At 38.5% G+C, this 17,954-nt stretch carries 18 protein-coding genes; 9 read left to right on the top strand and 9 right to left on the bottom strand.

From position 1 onward, the window contains the following. Positions 1–49 precede the first annotated feature (49 nt). The 6 genes from rodA to ACLLO5_RS07740 all read left to right on the top strand — a co-directional run bounded on the left by rodA (position 50) and on the right by ACLLO5_RS07740 (position 7,421). Complete coding sequence (gene rodA / locus ACLLO5_RS07765) at positions 50–1,384, top strand: rod shape-determining protein RodA (RefSeq protein ID WP_413176032.1); 1,335 nt, start codon at positions 50–52, stop codon at positions 1,382–1,384. Between the two features lie 126 nt (positions 1,385–1,510). Further along, positions 1,511–1,705 carry an NAD(P)H dehydrogenase subunit NdhS gene (locus tag ACLLO5_RS07760; RefSeq protein ID WP_013191526.1) on the top strand — a complete coding sequence of 65 codons (195 nt, stop codon included), beginning with the start codon at positions 1,511–1,513 and terminating at the stop codon, positions 1,703–1,705. 87 nt (positions 1,706–1,792) lie between these two features. After that, on the top strand, positions 1,793–2,449 hold the full coding sequence (locus ACLLO5_RS07755) for an HAS-barrel domain-containing protein (protein WP_413174894.1): 657 nt from the start codon (positions 1,793–1,795) through the stop codon (positions 2,447–2,449). A 121-nt stretch (positions 2,450–2,570) separates the two neighbouring features. Then, positions 2,571–4,733 carry a cation:proton antiporter gene (locus ACLLO5_RS07750; RefSeq protein WP_413176031.1) on the top strand — a complete coding sequence of 721 codons (2,163 nt, stop codon included), beginning with the start codon at positions 2,571–2,573 and terminating at the stop codon, positions 4,731–4,733. Positions 4,734–5,012: 279 nt separating this feature from the next. Next, complete coding sequence (locus ACLLO5_RS07745) at positions 5,013–5,948, top strand: UDP-glucuronic acid decarboxylase family protein (protein WP_413174893.1); 936 nt, start codon at positions 5,013–5,015, stop codon at positions 5,946–5,948. An 81-nt stretch (positions 5,949–6,029) separates the two neighbouring features. After that, on the top strand, positions 6,030–7,421 hold the full coding sequence (locus ACLLO5_RS07740) for a UDP-glucose dehydrogenase family protein (protein WP_413174892.1): 1,392 nt from the start codon (positions 6,030–6,032) through the stop codon (positions 7,419–7,421). A 145-nt stretch (positions 7,422–7,566) separates the two neighbouring features. Here the strand turns inward: ACLLO5_RS07740 and ACLLO5_RS07735 are convergent, their stop codons facing one another. Then, positions 7,567–7,893 carry a rhodanese-like domain-containing protein gene (locus tag ACLLO5_RS07735; protein ID WP_413174891.1) on the bottom strand — a complete coding sequence of 109 codons (327 nt, stop codon included), beginning with the start codon at positions 7,891–7,893 and terminating at the stop codon, positions 7,567–7,569. 199 nt (positions 7,894–8,092) lie between these two features. Between ACLLO5_RS07735 and mutL the strand changes: the two genes are divergently transcribed. After that, positions 8,093–9,787, top strand: coding sequence for a DNA mismatch repair endonuclease MutL (gene mutL / locus ACLLO5_RS07730; RefSeq protein ID WP_413176030.1), 1,695 nt, complete (start codon positions 8,093–8,095; stop codon positions 9,785–9,787). Positions 9,788–9,846: 59 nt separating this feature from the next. Continuing rightward, positions 9,847–10,302: a DUF29 domain-containing protein gene (locus tag ACLLO5_RS07725; RefSeq protein ID WP_413174890.1), complete on the top strand. Its 456-nt coding sequence runs from the start codon at positions 9,847–9,849 to the stop codon at positions 10,300–10,302. A gap of 275 nt (positions 10,303–10,577) precedes the next feature. Here the strand turns inward: ACLLO5_RS07725 and ACLLO5_RS07720 are convergent, their stop codons facing one another. The 6 genes from ACLLO5_RS07720 to ACLLO5_RS07695 form a co-directional block, all read right to left on the bottom strand. Next, a complete protein-coding gene (locus ACLLO5_RS07720; RefSeq protein WP_413174889.1) occupies positions 10,578–11,051 on the bottom strand; it encodes an ArsC/Spx/MgsR family protein in 474 nt (157 codons plus the stop codon). Between the two features lie 120 nt (positions 11,052–11,171). Beyond that, complete coding sequence (locus ACLLO5_RS07715) at positions 11,172–11,783, bottom strand: cupin (protein ID WP_413174888.1); 612 nt, start codon at positions 11,781–11,783, stop codon at positions 11,172–11,174. A gap of 231 nt (positions 11,784–12,014) precedes the next feature. Further along, a complete protein-coding gene (locus ACLLO5_RS07710; protein ID WP_413174887.1) occupies positions 12,015–12,500 on the bottom strand; it encodes a hypothetical protein in 486 nt (161 codons plus the stop codon). Positions 12,501–12,779: 279 nt separating this feature from the next. Then, a complete protein-coding gene (locus tag ACLLO5_RS07705) occupies positions 12,780–13,196 on the bottom strand; it encodes a hypothetical protein (protein ID WP_413174886.1) in 417 nt (138 codons plus the stop codon). Then, positions 13,180–13,707: a hypothetical protein gene (locus tag ACLLO5_RS07700; protein WP_413174885.1), complete on the bottom strand. Its 528-nt coding sequence runs from the start codon at positions 13,705–13,707 to the stop codon at positions 13,180–13,182. Before ACLLO5_RS07700 ends, ACLLO5_RS07705 begins: the two co-directional genes overlap by 17 nt. Positions 13,708–13,974: 267 nt before the next feature. Beyond that, positions 13,975–14,544, bottom strand: a complete 570-nt coding sequence (locus ACLLO5_RS07695) for a Uma2 family endonuclease (RefSeq protein ID WP_413174884.1) — start codon at positions 14,542–14,544, stop codon at positions 13,975–13,977. 185 nt (positions 14,545–14,729) lie between these two features. On the opposite strand from ACLLO5_RS07695, the gene ACLLO5_RS07690 reads away from it, so the two are divergent. Then, the gene (locus ACLLO5_RS07690) at positions 14,730–15,296 is read left to right on the top strand and encodes a Uma2 family endonuclease (protein ID WP_413174883.1); all 567 of its coding nucleotides are present in this window, start codon (positions 14,730–14,732) and stop codon (positions 15,294–15,296) included. A 263-nt stretch (positions 15,297–15,559) separates the two neighbouring features. Here ACLLO5_RS07690 and ACLLO5_RS07685 read toward each other — a convergent pair whose 3' ends face one another. Continuing rightward, positions 15,560–16,156 carry a heme-copper oxidase subunit III gene (locus ACLLO5_RS07685; RefSeq protein ID WP_413174882.1) on the bottom strand — a complete coding sequence of 199 codons (597 nt, stop codon included), beginning with the start codon at positions 16,154–16,156 and terminating at the stop codon, positions 15,560–15,562. A 131-nt stretch (positions 16,157–16,287) separates the two neighbouring features. Continuing rightward, positions 16,288–17,934 (bottom strand): cytochrome c oxidase subunit I, encoded by a 1,647-nt coding sequence (gene ctaD / locus ACLLO5_RS07680; RefSeq protein WP_413174881.1) that lies wholly within the window; start codon positions 17,932–17,934, stop codon positions 16,288–16,290. Between the last annotated feature and the right edge of the window lie 20 nt (positions 17,935–17,954).

Here is a 17,954-nt window from a genome sequence, read left to right as displayed (position 1 = left end):
TCCCCATCCTCCCCAGTCCCCATTTAACGCTCAAGTTCCTCTTCGCACAATGTTGTTAAAATCTTCACTCCCCAAAATCCGCTGGCAATCTTGGGTTAAGCCGTGGCAGCAGGTAGACTGGATTTTATTTTGTCTGCCTGTTGCGGTCAGTATGTTTGGCGGTCTAATGATTCTGAGTACAGAACTCAAGCAACCAGTAACTGACTGGTGGTGGCACTGGCTGGTAGCTATCATTGGCTCAATCATCGCCCTGTTGTTAGCTCGTTATCACTACGAAAACCTGATGCGGTTTCACTGGATAACTTACGCGCTTACTAATTTCAGTTTGATGATTGTAATGATCGCTGGTACAAGTGCTAAAGGCGCACAGCGATGGATTAGTATTTTTGGCTTTAACGTCCAACCCTCGGAATTTGCCAAAATAGGTATGATCATTACCTTGGCAGCTTTGTTACATAGGCGAACTGCTTCTAGCTTAGAGAGCGTGTTCCGAGTCTTAGCTATCACTGCTATCCCTTGGGGATTAATATTTTTACAACCAGATTTGGCAACATCACTGGTATTTGGGGCGATCGTCTTAGGTATGCTTTTCTGGGCAAATGCTAATCCTGGCTGGTTGATTCTGTTGATTTCTCCCGTGGTCTCAGCCATTTTGTTTAGTATCCCTTGGCCTTTGTCAGAGCCAATAAAGTTGCTTAAAGAACTATCTTTTAGTCCCTTGGGTTTAGCTTGGGCTGGTGCGATGGGGATTGTGGGGTGGCAAACTCTACCTTGGCGACGATTTTATATTGGTGCGTTGCCTTTGTCCAGCGGAGCTATCGCCTCTTGGGCGCTGAATATGTTGGGTGGTGAATTAGGGGTTTTCGCGTGGAATCATGTATTAAAAGAATATCAAAAAGATAGGTTGAGTGTATTTATTAATCCAGAACATGATCCTCTAGGTGCTGGTTATCACCTGATTCAATCTCGCATTGCCATTGGTGCGGGAGAAGTTTGGGGATGGGGTTTGTTCAAAGGTCCGATGACTCAGTTAAATTTTGTACCTGAGCAGCATACGGATTTTATTTTCTCTGCTGTTGGTGAAGAATTCGGTTTTGTCGGTTGTTTAATAGTTTTATTTGTTTTCTGTTTGATTTGCTTCCGTCTACTGCACGTAGCTCAAACTGCCAAGGATAATTTTGGTTCACTGCTGGCTATTGGTGTTCTATCCATGATTGTGTTTCAACTTATTGTCAATGTGGGAATGACCGTTGGTTTAGCACCTGTGGCGGGTATACCGTTACCTTGGATGAGTTATGGTCGTTCTGCTATGCTGACTAACTTTATCTCTCTGGGAATAGTAGAATCTGTAGCCAACTTTCGGCAACGCCAGAAATACTATTAAGGGGTGTGGGGAAGCAGAGGGGATGGGGAGAATAATAAATTACTTCTTGCCTCCTGGCTATTCCCAATGCCCAATGCCTACTCACAAGCATTAAGCTATTAACAGGAACTAAATGAGGGTAAACAGATGATTCTGCCTGGAGCAACTGTTCGGGTCAAAAATCCCGCAGATACATATTATCGGTATGAAGGACTTGTTCAACGGGTCAGTGATGGCAAGGTAGCTGTGCTGTTTGAAGGTGGTAATTGGGATAAGATTATTACTTTCCGCTTGCCAGAATTAGAAGTCGTAGAAACCACAGCCAAGAAAAAAGGCAAATAATAATTTAATCAGTGGTCAGTTGTCATGAGTCAGTAGTTGATAGAAAACAACCGATCACTGTTAACTGATCACTGTTAATTGATTGCTATGCGTCTACCTTTACCACAGTTTTCTACAGGCGATCGCCATCCTCACCACATTGCGGAGGTGATTGAAACCACAACTACTGAATTTTTGGCACAGTGTTTAGAACCCGATGACTTGAGTTTTCCACCCATGCCACCTTTTGGTAGTTGGGTTTGTGCTGTGGATGAAGAATCTGGTAATCAAGTTTACGCAGTAGTATATTATGCTACGACTATGCCCATAGATTCCGTACACCGGGCTAGGGCGTTGGGGTTGTCTTTGCAAACTTTGCGCGAGGAACAACCTCAAATCTTTGCTATGCTCAGAACTGAATTTCGCGCAGCAATTGTGGGATTTGAGCAGCAGTCACAAAATCTAAGTTATAACCAAGAGGTGTATCAGTACCTCCCACCTCGTCCACCCCAGATACATCAGGCTGTTTATCGTTGTCAGCCAGAAGCAATTATCAAGTTCACTGAAAAATTAGATTTTTTGCGGACTCTGCTTTTGATTAACGGTGCGCCAGTAGAATCTTTGGCTGCATCTGCAATTCGTGAAGTTTATCAGTTACGCAACGCTGACCGAGAATGGCTGATTAAAGCCGGAAGAAATCTCAGTGTGTTGCTAAAAGATGATTATGACCGTCTAAGGTTTATTTTGAGTCAAATTCATCCTTAGTTGTCAATGATAAGAGTGTAGGGTTTAGGGTGTGTAAGTTTCTAATTACTAGACAGCAAGAGAGTTTTACTCCTGACTCCTGCTGTAACTGATAACTGATAACTGATAAGTGTTTTACATGATGCAACTTGAGTCACAAGTTCTCAATTTAGAAACCTCCCAAGTTCTTAGCCAGGAACCCATTATTCTCTTTGGGATTTTACTGTTAGTTATCTTAGTTGTACCTATTCTGTTTGAGAGGCTAAGATTGCCAGCTTTAGTGGGTTTGGTTTGTTCGGGAATTGTGCTTGGTCCATCTGGTTGGCATTTATTCAAGCCGGAATCATCAATGATGAGCTTGCTATCAGATGTTGGGTTATTTTACTTGATGTTTATAGCCGGATTGGAATTTAATCTCCAATTTTTTCGTCAACAACAAAGCCGTTCTTTAGTTTTTGGTAGCTTGACTTTCACTCTACCCTTGATATTGGGAACGTTAGGAGGAAGGTTTTTTGGTTTGGGTTGGTATGGTGCTATCTTAATTGGCTGTTTGTTAGCTTCCCATTCTCTTTTGGCATATCCAATTATTAGCCGTTTGGGAGTAGTTAATAACAAAGCGATCGCGATGACGATGGGAGCCACAGTTTTTTCTGATATCGGCTCATTATTAATATTATCTGTATGTCTATCTATTGTTGATCATGGCGCATTTAATCTGAGTCAAATTGTCAGGATATTTGGCTCAGTAATTATCTATTTTGTATTAGTCTTGGTGGGTTTTAATTGGGCAATTAAGGAATTTTTACGCCGTTCTGGAGATGATGAGGGAAACAAATTCTTATGTGTATTCATGTCTGTTTTTCTGTCAGTTGTCATTGCTCAATTAATGGAATTAGACACAATTGTGGGTTTCTTTCTATCAGGTCTGGCGGTAAATGAGGCTATAGGTGAAGGAGCAGTTAAAGAAAAATTGATATTTATAGGTAGTGTATTATTCATTCCTATTTTCTTTATTTATTTAGGCTTAAAAATTGATTTATATGCCTTGTTTAAGAGCTATAGCACAATCAAGTTATTATTAATCATTTTTGTGGTTTTAATTGCCAGCAAATTTATGGCTTCGGTGTTGGCAAAACTGTTTTATCGCTATAACTGGCAAGAAATTATAACAATTTGGTCGCTATCTATTCCCCTGGTGGGGACGACATTAGCGGTAGTATTAGCTGGATATCAGTCTAAGTTACTGTCCTCAGAAGTATTAAATAGTGTGATTGTTTTAGTGTTGATCACAGCAACTTTGGGGCCTTGGCTGACGAGGTTGGTGGCTGGGGATGGTGTTGGTTTGACTAGTTCAATAGCACCGGAAACATCAGCAATTAAATCGCCTTACCAGGAATCAGAGTCAGGAAATCCTAACTTGACGATAGTTGTACCAGTATATAATCCCCAGACTCAAAAACATTTAATTGAGATGGCGGCATTATTAGCTAATCAATCCCAAGGAAAAATCTTACCATTAGCGATCGCTCATGCTACTTCACAAATGGATGCACCCCAGTTAGAAGTTGCTTGGCAACGCAGTGAGAAGTTATTGGCTAAAGCCATAGCACAAAGTCAATTATTAGGAGCAAAGGCTGAACCATTACTCAGAATTGATGATGCTTTCGCTCCAGGAATCTGTAGGGCTGCTCGTGAACAAAAGGCGAATTTGATTATCATGGGTTGGGGTAAACGCACTGGTTGGAGAGCGCGTTTATTAGGGAATGTAATTGATAATGTGCTTTGGGCTTCCCATTGTCCTGTGGTCGTAGCGCGTCTGGTAGAATCGCCAAAAAGAATTCAGCGCATTCTTGTGCCAATAGAAAACATAGTCACCCCAACACTAACGGCAGTGCAATTTGCTCAGACTTTGGCAGATGCCAATCAAGCCCAAGTGACTGTATTGAATGTTTGTGTTAATGAAGCTAACCGCAGACAACGCCGCACCAGCGCCATTCAAGTTGCTGCTAGGCGATCGCAACTCTCTCAATTAGTCTCTAAATTAACTCTGGCAAATCCACCAGAAGTACAAGTCATTACTCATGAAGATGTTGCTCAAGCAATTTTGCAAGCAGCCAGATTATATGATTTAGTGGTATTACCTTTAACCCGTAATCGTACTACTCCTGGAGGATTAGCCATGAGCGATATCACCAACGAATTAGCTAGGCAACTTACTTGCTCCATCATCATTTTCGGAGAACCACAACAAAATCAGAAACTAGTTTTGGACAATAGTTTCCCCAACAAGACCATCACTGTGTAAAATACGGTTGTTAAAAATTTGATCTTTTTTTAAAGATTTGATGAACTGTAACTGAAAATTTACCAATTATTTAGAAGATATTTATTAAGTTTATCCAGTATTTGTAGGAAAATTACTTAACCCATAAATATAACAGTCCCAGAAAAATTGGGACATACACTGACGATGAAATACATTCTTTAGTGATTTTCGTTCATAATCTATTTTTGTAGCAAACTGGTTAATCTGACAGCGAAGGACTATACCCGTTGGCAATATCTGTAAAATAACTCGGAAATTATGAGAATTTTGGTAACTGGCGGTGCTGGGTTCATTGGTTCCCATCTAATCGACCGACTAATGGCTGATGGTCATGAAGTTATATGCTTGGATAACTTCTATACAGGTCATAAACGTAATATCCTCAAATGGTTTGATAATCCTTACTTTGAGATGATACGTCATGATATCACTGAGCCAATTCGCTTAGAAGTGGATCAAATCTATCATTTGGCTTGCCCTGCGTCTCCGGTACATTATCAGTACAACCCCATTAAAACCGTTAAAACTAACGTGATGGGAACACTGAATATGTTGGGATTGGCTAAACGAGTGAAAGCTAGGTTTTTGTTAGCTTCCACCAGTGAAGTCTATGGTGATCCAGAAGTCCATCCCCAAACAGAAGATTATCGTGGTAGCGTCAATCCCATTGGTATCCGTTCTTGCTACGACGAAGGCAAAAGAATAGCGGAAACTTTAGCCTTTGACTACTACCGAGAAAATAAAGTTGATATTCGGGTGGCGAGAATTTTTAATACCTATGGGCCACGAATGTTAGAAAACGATGGTCGGGTAGTCAGTAACTTTATAGTTCAAGCTTTACGGGGTAATCCTTTAACTGTGTATGGAGAAGGTCAACAAACTCGTAGTTTTTGTTATGTCTCTGACCTAGTTAGCGGCCTAATCAAGTTAATGAATGGTGACTACATTGGCCCTGTCAATTTGGGTAATCCTGATGAATACACCATTTTAGAACTGGCACAGGCCGTACAAAATATGGTGAACCCAGATGCAGAAATTAAGTTTGAACCGCTACCTTCTGATGACCCCCGTCGTCGTCGTCCTGATATTACCAGAGCAAAAACCTGGTTAAATTGGGAACCTACCATTCCGCTGCCAGAGGGGTTAAAACTGACAATAGAAGATTTCCGTCAACGTATCGACAGTAACAATTAGTTAGTTAGTGGTCATCAGTCATTTGTGAAATTAGTGACTCATGACCAATGAGCAATAACAAAAAATGAGGAGTTTAATAAAATGCGTGTTTGCGTAATTGGGACTGGTTATGTAGGTTTAGTTACAGGCGCTTGTTTAGCTCATATCGGTCATGATGTTATTTGCATAGATAACAACGAAGAAAAAGTAAAATTAATGAAGTCTGGCCAGTCGCCAATTTTCGAGCCGGGACTCTCGGAAATTATGCAATCTGCCATTAATAGTGGAAATATTCAATTCTCTTCGGATTTACCTGCGGGAGTGGCACACGGAGAAATTCTGTTTATTGCTGTGGGAACTCCTCCTTTGCCTAATGGTGAAAGTGATACTCGATATGTTGAAGCGGTAGCTCGTGGTATTGGGGAAAATCTCAATGGTGGTTATAAGGTAATTGTCAATAAATCTACTGTACCTATCGGTTCTGGTGACTGGGTGCGAATGATTGTTTTAGATGGTATTGCTGAACGCCAAAAAACATTGATACCAGCCGGTGGATCATCCGTTGAAGAAAAACTACCTGAAATTTCGGCTCAGTTTGATGTTGTGAGCAATCCAGAGTTTTTGCGGGAAGGTTCGGCTGTTTACGATACTTTTAATCCTGATCGGATTGTCTTGGGAGGTAATAGTCTACAAGCGATTGGGATGATGAAAGACCTCTATGCACCCATTGTAGAACGCAAGTTTGCGGCTGATCAGTCTTTACCTCCTGTACCAGTTTTGGTGACTGACTTGAGTTCAGCGGAGATGATTAAATACGCTGCTAATGCTTTTTTGGCGACTAAAATTAGTTTTATTAATGAAGTTGCGAATATTTGCGATCGCGTCGGTGCTGATGTCACCCAAGTAGCAAAAGGTATTGGTCTAGATTCCCGGATTGGTAACAAATTCCTACAAGCTGGGATTGGTTGGGGTGGTTCTTGTTTCCCCAAAGATGTTTCTGCACTGATTCATACTGCTGATGATTATGGCTATGAAGCCCAACTCATGAAAGCTGCTGTGAGTGTGAATGAACGTCAACGTTTAATCGCTCTGGAAAAACTCCAACAAGCTCTGAAAATCCTCAAAGGTAAAACTGTGGGATTACTGGGTTTAACCTTCAAGCCTGATACAGATGATTTGCGCGATGCACCAGCACTGATCCTGATTGAGCAACTTAACCGACTCGGTGCTAAAGTCAAAGCCTACGACCCAATTATTTCTCAAACCGGGATGCGTCATGGTCTTTCGGGAGTGTTAGTAGAAACTGATGCTGAAAGATTAGCAGATAGCTGTGATGCTTTGGTACTTGTAACCGAATGGCAGCAATTCAGCACTTTAGATTATGGGAAAATGGCAAAATTGATGAATCACGCTGTAATGATTGACGGTCGTAACTTTTTAGACCCTGAAGTGATGGTAAGGGCTGGTTTCCAATATGTAGGTGTAGGCAGATAAGAGGATATCTGGGAAGTATTTAGTGAAACGCTAAAACAATCCAAACCTATCCCCTACCCTCCTTTCCTACCTCTCCCCCTTTTAGTGGGATTGAAAGTAGAGACGTTGCATGCAACGTCTCTACATCCTTTCTTGGAGATGTGTATTAGATACCTTCTGTAGCGCCACCAACCGTTTTCCAAGCGTTAAGACCACCTTGGATTTCGGATACATCAATAAAGCCAGCTGCTCTCAATGTCTCGGCTGCATGAGCTGTATGTGCATCATGTTCCCCATAAACATAGATATGGCGTTCTTTATGTAGAGCAGATTTAGCACGATCAGCTAAGTCATCCAAGGGGATGGAAATTGCCCCACTGATATGGCCGTGATTGTAGGTATGGCGATCGCGTACATCAATAATTGTAAAAGCGGGTTGCCCCCATTCCAGACGCGATTTCAAATCATGAACATCAGCAACTAAATTACTCATAAGCTTTTTTTGCTTATAACCTCACCAGCAATTTATCAAATATATTGCGTTAATTCGGCTTTCTTTACAATTAATCAAAAATCATGTGGAGATATGAATCACAAAGAGTCAAAAGTTAGAACTCAGAAGTCATAATAATGTAGGCTAATGTCAAGTTTTAACTTTTAATTGTTAATTATTAATTTTTAATTCGATTATGGTGGCATCTACTATTCAAGCTTTACCGACAGAAGTTGTATATCTAATTACGGCTGGAGAGGTAATTGATTCTTTAGCTTCTGTAGTGCGGGAATTGGTGGAAAATTCTCTTGATGCTGGTGCAACGCGGATTGTGGTTTATATAAATCCCCAACAGTGGCGAGTGCGTGTAGCAGATAACGGTTGGGGAATGAATTTTGATGATCTACAACAAGCTGCAACAGCACACAGCACCAGTAAAATTCACTCTCCTGCTGATTTGTGGAACATTACTAGTCTGGGCTTTCGTGGGGAAGCGTTACATAGTTTAACAACTTTGGCAGATTTAGAAATTCTTAGTCGTCCTGTGGGAGGAACTGAAGGATGGCGCTTTGTTTATGGTGATGGTGGAAAAGTTTTAGAGATGAACGTAACTGCGATCGCTCCCGGTACAGTAGTTACAGTTGATAATTTATTTGCTCATTGTCTGCCACGTCGTCAAGGTTTACCCACCCCAACACAGCAAATCAAAGCTATACAAAGTGTAATTCAACATATTGCTTTGTGCCATCCCCAGGTTACTTACCAAGTTTGGCAAAATGACCGAGAATGGTTCACTATTTATCCTGGATCAAGTGTGGAAAAAATTATTCCACAAATTTTGCCTCAAGTGCGACAAAATGATTTAAAAGAGGTACAATTAAAAGTACCCAATTCCCAATCCCCAGTTCCCAGTAGAGACGTTGCTTGCAGCGTCTCTACTCCCCTATCTACATTAGTGATAGGTTTACCGGATAGGTGCCATCGTCACCGTCCTGACTGGGTAAAAGTAGCGATTAATGGCAGAATTATCAAATCGCCGGAATTAGAACAAACAATTTTTTCAGCATTTAATAGAACATTACCACGCGATCGCTATCCCGTGTGTTTTTTGCATCTGGCCGTTTCTCCCGACCAAATCAACTGGAATCGCCACCCCGCTAAAGCAGAAATATATCTGAATGAAATCAGTTATTGGCAAGAACAAATCACTCAAGCCATTAACCAAGCTTTGCTTATTTCTGAAGCCAATCTCAAAGAATCAGTCCACACAACCAGAGTTAGTAAATTACTGCAAGTAGCAGAAGAAAAAGGCAGTTATAACTTTAATTCTAAAAATACAGATAGCAACAACCAAAATCTATTAAAAGCCGTCGCCCAAGTTAGTAATACTTATATCGTAGCTGAACATTCAGGGGGAATGTGGTTAGTAGAACAACACATAGCCCATGAGCGAGTTTTGTATGAGCAATTATGTGATAATTGGCAAATTGTCCCCGTAGAAACTCCAATAATTCTTTATCAATTATCTTCAGCCCAAGTTACTCAATTACAAAATATAGGTTTAGATATTGAACCATTTGGAGAACAACTTTGGGCTGTCCGTAATATTCCCACCATGTTGCAAAACCGAGAAGATAGATCCGAAGCACTTTTAGAATTAAGTTGGGGAGGAGACTTACAAACAGCCCAGGTTGCTGTTGCTTGTCGCAGTGCTATTCGTAATGGTACACCTATGAATTTACCAGAAATGCAACAATTATTAAATGATTGGCAACGCACACGCAACCCCCGCACCTGTCCACATGGTAGACCTATTTATTTATCATTAGAAGAGTCGGCTTTGTCTCGTTTTTTCCGTCGTCATTGGGTAATTGGGAAAAGTCATGGAATTTAAGGAATTCCCAATTTGTATTATAATGTAATCAATATTTTATCGAGTCAGGAGAAAATTTTATGCTGACCACTGATACTAATAAAACATTATATGAACAAGATTTTTACTTATGGATACAAACTACAGTTCAAGTTTTGAAAGAAGGAAAACTAGAACAATTAGATATTGATAATTTGATTGAAGAAATTGATAGTATGGGACGGAGTGAAAAGAAAGAACTAAAAACTCGGTTAATAGTTTTAATTGAACATTTATTAAAACTGCAATATTGGACAGAAAAAAAAGATGATAATGCCAGAGGTTGGCGGAATACAGTTGTTGAACAAAGACGACAAATAACTTATACGCTTGCAGATAGTCCCAGTTTGAAATCTATTTTAAATGATATATTTCCAGATTGTTATCAAGATGCGAGAAATGACACCCTCAGAAAATATCAACTTCCCTCAGAATTATTCCCCGAAGAGTCACCCTTCTCTTTAGTTCAGGTTCTCAATTTAGATTTTATACCCTAAATCCCCCAGGACTTACGCAAGTGTCATACCAAAAATCTATTGTAGGGTGCGTCAGATATCAAAAATCTGTTTATTGACTAGTGGTCTGTCAATAACTAATTGACGGGTAAATAACTCTTCCTTCTTCCTTCGCGTTCTTCGCGGTTCGTTTCTTCTTTATTCGTCAAAATGTATTTGACAGACTATTAGCTAGATTTATGCCGTCTAACGCACCCTACCAATGTGCCAGTTACGTAAGTCCTAACAAATATTCTGACTCCTGACTTCTTTCTTTTCTAGTGATGTTTACAACCGCCTTCACCATGATGATGGTGTTCGTGATTCTTTCCATGAGCGCAGCCTTGCAGGTCTTGCTGCATGAGGTTTTCACTCATTTCTTTAAAAGAGTCATCCACGGGTTTTAAACCTATCCATGCGTCAATTTTTTCGGTATCAAAGCCTATTTCCCGTTGATCACCTACTTCCAATAAAGGACGACGAATCAATAGGGGATCTCTAAGCATCATGACCAAAGCCGTATCAGCGTCAATGTTGTCAGGGTTCACCTCTCCAGATTTTATCCGGGGTGCGGCTTTATTGAACCATTCGATGACGGGGCGATCGCCAAAAAATGATTTTAACCTTTCCACTGTCCAAGGTTCTGTTAATAGGCTATATGCAACAACTTGATGACCTGCAGCTGTGAGTAATACTTTTTGTCTGGTATTGTTTTTACAGCCTGGTTTTTCATAGAAAATTACTCTGGCCATTGCTATTTCTCCTATTAATTTCTAGATCGAAAATAATTAAACGCGGATAAACGCAGATGAACGCAGATATTATTATATGTTAGCATAATAATCTGTTGTTGATGTTTTTTACAACTACATTTAGAATTTTTTAGCAATATGGTTAATTACCTCAAATTCAAATCTTTTTTTGGGGTCTGTTTCTCCATAAATATTAAATGTAACTGTTGGTTCTTCACCAACTGCTTGAACTTGGTGTATTGTTTCAGATGTAAAACTGATTAAGTCTCCTGGATATAAATCAATTTCTCCTACTTTTTCAATTTGATCTGGAAATTCTGAGGTAGAATTTCTTCGCCAAAATGTATTCTTTTCCTGACCTTTTAAAATTGCGACTATTCCCCAAGTTCCATGATTATGAATATTGGAAGTTGTTCCTAATGCAAATGTGACTGTTTGCACAGTTAAAGGAAACCCTAATTCATCATATAACAATAAAACCGAATTTCCTGTTTTTGGGTCAGGTTGTAAAAATTGGCTTTGTACCCAATAGGAATTAATAATTAATCGTCTAACTAACATTCTCAGTTCTGGAAGACGAGTTGATTCATCTTCCACATCCTTGAGAACATCTTCTACTTCTGTGAGAAACCGATAAAGACGATAATTATCACGCAATAAATCCCACTCTCTTGCTGATTTACAGACTTGATGCTGTCCATTTTCAGCAACAAACCAATCCTTACCTTGCATAATATTTAAAGTATCGACTGTGAATAAATAGGTAAGAAAAGCATCGGAGGAGATGTTTGAGGCATTTTAGTTATAGGAGTCATTGGAGATTCAGGTGCAGGAGGTAAGAGAACATTATTATTAGTAGAAAGCGAGAAGAATTGATAAGAAGTTGGGTTGATAGATAACCAATTATTCATGATTCGTAATTAGTAAATTATCCGTTGTGTTCACTATATCCACAGTCTGCATTTAATCATCTTCTTCTGGTGGACGGGTCAAAATATCAAGAAGAATACCCGCACCAAAATCATTTTTATCATCAATACCTTTGATTCTGGCACTGATTTCTTTAGCTTGCTCTATTTTTCCTAGTTTAGCTAATACCAAACCAGAAGCAGCATAAGTATTTAGGAACAATCTGATTTGGGGTTCTTCCTGTCGCTGAACCAAGATAGGTTTAAGTGCTTCCCAATTATCTGGTAGATTTTCCTCTTTTTTAATTTTAGCGGTTATTTTTTCTGTTGTTGTCAGTGCTAGAACATAATTATTTTTGTAATAAAAATATCTATAAGCTGCAACTAAAACATCTGTGTTATCTTCTGTTTTAGCTAAAGCTTGCTGCATATATTTTGCAGATTCTTCTGTATTTTCCCACGTTTTGGCGGCTAATATTAATAGTTCTTTGACATCACCAGATACATCAAACCATGAAAATCTATTTGTATCAATTTGCATAATAGGTAATTAATCCCATTTGATATGGAATATTTGGGATTTCCTATATCTACTATTTAACAGTTTAAATCGTAGTTAGTTAGATAAATTTAATTATTTTATCACTTTGGTAAACTGAGAGAAAATGAAGTTTGTCCAGAAGGTGTAGGATCTAAAGTTAATTTTTCTCCATGAGCGAGAACTATTTCTCATGCTAAACTTAGTCCTAAAGCTGTACCTTCCACTGTTCTGTTACGACATGGATCTCCGCGATAAAAACGAGCAAGAATACTTGTATCGTTATTGCTGGAGGGGAACATATTCATTTTCATCATTAAGATAACCAATTTTAATTATTATTTTAGTACCCATTTCTTCGCTAAATTTCATAAAATGAGAATAAATCTTAGAATGAATCTTGTTAACTGGATAGTCAATATCGTAGTCTCGAAGTACAAACACTAGATCAATTCTAGTCTGGCTATCATTTTCAGTATTTTGGTTCAATCTTAATAAAAATCTATCAATTTTCATCATTGTTTTTGTAATTTGATGCCGATAACTTAGTACTTTGATTTCAACTGCTACTTTTTCTGAACCATTTAAGGCATAAAAATCACAGCTAGTACCGGATAACAATTTTTCTGAAATAACGTTGTATCCAGACTTCATATAATATTCAGCAATAGCTTTTTCTGATTTAAGATAATATTCCATAGGGGAATTTGATTGATAAGAGTGAATTCTCTTCATCCTCATAATCTTCAATTTTCTTAAATAATTCATCATGGATTGTATCTTTTGACCATTCCATTCCTACATTAATCAACATAAATTTACTGATTAATTTCCTCATCAAGTTTTCAACTTCGTTTATTAATGGATAAGCTTTTTCTGCATATATTCTTCCTACATCATCCCAAAGTGTATTTATTTTCGTCGAACCCGGACAGATTCGTAAAGATATAGTCTTGATTTTTTCTCCAAGTTCTGAAAACTCATCAATTAGATTTTTATTCTTGCACGTAAGTACGATCAAAAAATAACGTTCTCGTTTTGATTCAACTATACCAGTTTCTACATGAAAATTAGCATGAACAAGCTCATTTCCATTAGGATCTCTTCGATATGTTATCTTTTGACCAATTACAGATATTAATGAGTCTATTTTCAGAAAATCAATAAAAGCCTCTTTAGTATTACAAAAAGACTCGTCTTCTGTAACCACAATCAAATACTCAAGCTTCAATTATATACTCCTTGCATTCTTAGTATAGATATGTATAATTGTAAGCTTTATTATACACTTAGTAAATTGCATAATACTTGTAATATCAACTATTTTTTTAATTATTAAATCGTACATCATAGCGTAAGGGCAAAAAACAAATTTTTATATAAAAAAAGATTAACCAAACTAAAATTATCTTCCCAACTACTTTTTTCTTTATCCCAACGATAAATATTTACGATATAAGAAAAAATAGAATATTGTTTACTCAAAAACAACAACGCGATAAATTTCTGCTATTGGTAATTCAACCCCAATTGACTCCAAAGAAATAGATTTTTCTAAATTATTAAAATCACTTAATAACCAACCTTGAGATTGTTTACTATATTTTTCTATAAAAAATTCATCTTGCTCAACTAATAAATATTCACAGAAACTGCTAATTGAACGATAGATTCTAAACTTGCTTTTGCGGTCATAATCTGCTGTAGAAGGGGATAATACTTCTATAATTAAGGTAGGGTTTAAAACTTCATCATTGCGATTTTCATTGAGTTGCGGTTCACCTGCAAAAACCATCACATCGGGATATACGGCGCGTTTATATTCAGAAATCCATAGCCGCAAATCACTATTAATTGGTTCAAATTGACTATCACGCAGAAGAAATTTTAGAAATACAAAAATATTACCACCGATACGGCTGTGGTTGAGTGATACTCCTGGCATTGGTATAATTTCTCCATCATGATATTCATTGCGCCCTTCAGTTTTTTCTTCAATGGCGCGATATTCATCTAAACTATAACAATGCTCAACTGTGGTAATCATTATGCTGTCACCGATTACATTGAAGTGATGATAATTATAGCAAAATTGCGGATATAAGTAATGATGGAGTTTGTCAGAATCAGCATATCCAGGATTTAAGGATTTACAGGATGTGATTGGATGATTGTTTTAATACTTATAAATAATGTTAAAATTAAACCATCAGTAATCATGGAGTAATTGTCATGGTACAAACTAATCATAGATTTGCAAGTTTTGAAGAATATTTATCTTATGATGATGGCACTGATAACTTGTATGAATTGTTTAATGGGGAGTTAGTGGAAATGCCACCAGAATCAGGAATTAATGTGCAAATTGCTAATCGTCTTTTCCTCATGTTTGCATTGTTAATAGGGATTGATCGAGTGCGGGGACATGGTTTGGAATTGGAAGTAAGAGGAGAACCGAGAAATCGTTATCCTGATTTAACTATTATTCGAGAAGAGCATATTCAACAATTAGCAAACCGTAACACGATTCGCCTCTTAATGTCACCACCTTTATTGGTTGTTGAAGTTGTTAGTCCTGGGGAATTACAAAGAGATAGAGATTTCATCGCCAAGCGTCTACAGTATCAAGATTGTGGTATTCCTGAATATTGGATTATTGACCCCCAAAGCAAAAGTATATTAGTTTTAGAATTAGTTGATAAAATTTATAATGAAGTTGGGATTTTTTCTGGTGATAATTTAGTTATTTCTCCACAATTTAATGAACTCAAATTACAAGCATCACAGGTTTTTGATTAAGGTTAAAATATAGGACTTACGCAAGTGTCACACCAAACATCTATTTCATGGTGCGTCAGATATCAAATATATGTTTATTTGCAGGATTTATGAAGTCTGACGCACCCTACTAATATGCGAGTTGCGTAAGTCCTGAAATAAACAAAATAGTCCTGTAAATCTTGATATAGATTTTGCTACGCTATCAGAAATATACATTTTAGTCATAACAGGTAATAGGTAAAAGGTTTATAATTGCCAATTATCCATTACCCATTACCAAATTAAAAAGCGTTAAGGATGTAAACTAAAGTGAAGAGAACAATCCAAATGATATCAACGAAGTGCCAGTAAATTTCCGCCATTTCAATACCAGTGTGTTTGGTATCAGAATAATGACCACGACGCAAAGAACGCCATAAAACACCCAAAATTAACAACAGTCCGATAAAGACGTGCAAACCGTGAAACCCGGTCATGATATAAAAGCAATTAGCGAAAAGATTGGTGGTTAAACCATACCCTAGATTCTGGTATTCATAAACCTGACCGGCTAAGAATACAGCACCCATAACTGCGGTAATAAAATACCAAAACCGCATCCAACCTACACTATTTCTTTTAATTGCCATATCACCAAAGTGAATGACAAAACTGCTAGAAACCAGAATGATAGTGTTAATTGTAGGGATGAATAATTCTACATCAGTTCCTTCTGGTGGCCAAACTGCGGTAGTACCTTTAAAAAATAAATAGGTGGCGAAAAATCCGCCAAACATCAAAGATTCAGAAACCAAAAAAGTCAACAGTCCCCAAACTCTTAAATCTGGATGTGCTTCGTGTCCACTTTCGTGATGTTCATTGGTTATAATTGCAGTCATGCTATTTTCCTAGTAAATGATGAATAGATGTAGGTTGGGTTAAGCGACAGCGCAACCCAACAAACCCGCAAAATGTTGGGTTTTCTTATATTCCCAAATGTTGGGTTTCCTTACGTCAACCCAACCTACATTTAACTTACAACTTCTGTCACTGATGAAGATTGATCATGAATCTGACCGTAGTCATAGGGTCCATGAGTGACAACGGGTAATACTTCCCAGTTTTCAATAATTGGAGGAGAACTAGTTGTCCATTCCAAAGTTAAGCTTTCCCAAGGATTATCACCTGCAAATTCGCCGTTTCTCCAACTATTAATGGCGTTGTAAGCGAAGGGAATTACAGAAATACCCAAAATGAATGCGCCAATGGTGCAAAGCTGGTTTAAGCTAATAAATTGGGGGTCATACATGGCAACTCGGCGAGGCATTCCTTGTAAACCGAGTTCGTGCATGGGTAGGAATGTTAAGTTAGTCCCAATTAAAGTGAGAACAAAGTGAACTCTTCCCCAGGTTTCGTTCATCATTCTGCCGGTCATTTTGGGGAACCAATGATAGATACCTGCGTAAATACCAAATACAGAACCACCAAATAAAACGTAGTGGAAATGTGCGACTACATAATATGTGTCGTGGACGTGAACATCAAAGGGTGCTGTTCCCATGGTTACACCGCTTAAACCACCCATGACGAACATGGAAAGTAAGCCGATCGCAAATAACATGGCGCTGGTAAAGCGGATCTTGCCACCCCAAAGGGTTGCAACCCAACCGAAGATTTTTACACCGGTGGGAACCGCAACTATGAGGGTAGAAATGGTGAAGAACATCCGCATCCATCCGGGTGTTCCGCTGGTGAACATATGGTGTACCCAGACGAATAAACCGACGACGCAAATAGCGACGCTGGAATAGGCGATCGCTTTATAACCAAAAATCGGCTTCCGTGCATGGGTGGGAATGACTTCTGACATAATCCCGAAAATCGGCAGAATCATTAAATAAACCGCCGGATGGGAATAAAACCAGAATAAATGCTGGTAAATAACGACGTTACCACCTGCATCTGGTTTGAAGAAGGAAGTCCCAAAGTTAATATCAAATAACAGCAGAATTAAACCTGCTGCTAATACTGGGGTAGATAAAAGTGCGAGGATGGAAGTTGCCAAAATTGCCCAGCAAAATAAGGGAACTTGATCCCATTTCATGCTAGGAACTTTCATCATCAAAATGGTGATGACAAAGTTTAGTGAACCCAAAATTGAAGAAGTTCCCACCAATACAATCGCCAAAATCCACATTGTTTGCGCGGTGTTGGCGGTGATTAAACTTAAAGGTGGGTAAGCTGTCCAACCAGATTGAGAACCACCAAAAATGAAACTTAGTAACAGTAATAATCCTGCGGGTGGATTTAACCAAAAAGCGATCGCATTTAATTTGGGAAACGCCATATCTCTAGCACCCACCATCAAGGGAACTAGATAATTACCAAATCCCCCAATTGCGCTGGGAACAATCCAGAGGAAAATCATGATTGTTCCATGATTGGTCATGAAAGCGTTGTACAGGTTCGGATCAAGAAAATCGGAATCTGGGGTGGCTAACTCAGTGCGGAGTGCGATCGCCATCAACCCACCAATCAAATAAAATGCAAACGCCGTCACCAAATATTGAATTCCAATTACTTTGTGATCAATATTAAAGGTGAAATAGTCCTTCAATTTCCACGCCTTATGCTCTGAAGTGTGTGGCGTATTTAGTGGAACTTCTAACTGTGTCATAAGCTATGAGTGCGAATTTG

This window comes from Anabaena azotica SJ-1, from assembly GCF_047275885.1.
Lineage (GTDB): Bacteria > Cyanobacteriota > Cyanobacteriia > Cyanobacteriales > Nostocaceae > Trichormus_B > Trichormus_B azotica_A.
This window is presented reverse-complemented; position numbering and strand designations above follow the sequence as displayed.

What these genes read in the sequence shown, in the direction of transcription:
- rodA (WP_413176032.1), top strand. Translation starts at nt 50, where the DNA reads ATGTTGTTAAAATCTTCACTCCCCAAAATCCGCTGGCAATCTTGGGTT.
- ACLLO5_RS07755 (WP_413174894.1), top strand. Translation starts at nt 1,793, where the DNA reads ATGCGTCTACCTTTACCACAGTTTTCTACAGGCGATCGCCATCCTCAC.
- ACLLO5_RS07745 (WP_413174893.1), top strand. Translation starts at nt 5,013, where the DNA reads ATGAGAATTTTGGTAACTGGCGGTGCTGGGTTCATTGGTTCCCATCTA.
- ACLLO5_RS07735 (WP_413174891.1), bottom strand. Translation starts at nt 7,893, where the DNA reads ATGAGTAATTTAGTTGCTGATGTTCATGATTTGAAATCGCGTCTGGAA.
- ACLLO5_RS07705 (WP_413174886.1), bottom strand. Translation starts at nt 13,196, where the DNA reads ATGGAATATTATCTTAAATCAGAAAAAGCTATTGCTGAATATTATATG.
- ACLLO5_RS07740 (WP_413174892.1), top strand. Translation starts at nt 6,030, where the DNA reads ATGCGTGTTTGCGTAATTGGGACTGGTTATGTAGGTTTAGTTACAGGC.
- ctaD (WP_413174881.1), bottom strand. Translation starts at nt 17,934, where the DNA reads ATGACACAGTTAGAAGTTCCACTAAATACGCCACACACTTCAGAGCAT.
- ACLLO5_RS07695 (WP_413174884.1), bottom strand. Translation starts at nt 14,544, where the DNA reads ATGATTACCACAGTTGAGCATTGTTATAGTTTAGATGAATATCGCGCC.
- ACLLO5_RS07690 (WP_413174883.1), top strand. Translation starts at nt 14,730, where the DNA reads ATGGTACAAACTAATCATAGATTTGCAAGTTTTGAAGAATATTTATCT.
- ACLLO5_RS07685 (WP_413174882.1), bottom strand. Translation starts at nt 16,156, where the DNA reads ATGACTGCAATTATAACCAATGAACATCACGAAAGTGGACACGAAGCA.
- ACLLO5_RS07720 (WP_413174889.1), bottom strand. Translation starts at nt 11,051, where the DNA reads ATGGCCAGAGTAATTTTCTATGAAAAACCAGGCTGTAAAAACAATACC.
- ACLLO5_RS07750 (WP_413176031.1), top strand. Translation starts at nt 2,571, where the DNA reads ATGCAACTTGAGTCACAAGTTCTCAATTTAGAAACCTCCCAAGTTCTT.
- ACLLO5_RS07725 (WP_413174890.1), top strand. Translation starts at nt 9,847, where the DNA reads ATGCTGACCACTGATACTAATAAAACATTATATGAACAAGATTTTTAC.
- ACLLO5_RS07710 (WP_413174887.1), bottom strand. Translation starts at nt 12,500, where the DNA reads ATGCAAATTGATACAAATAGATTTTCATGGTTTGATGTATCTGGTGAT.
- ACLLO5_RS07715 (WP_413174888.1), bottom strand. Translation starts at nt 11,783, where the DNA reads ATGCAAGGTAAGGATTGGTTTGTTGCTGAAAATGGACAGCATCAAGTC.
- ACLLO5_RS07760 (WP_013191526.1), top strand. Translation starts at nt 1,511, where the DNA reads ATGATTCTGCCTGGAGCAACTGTTCGGGTCAAAAATCCCGCAGATACA.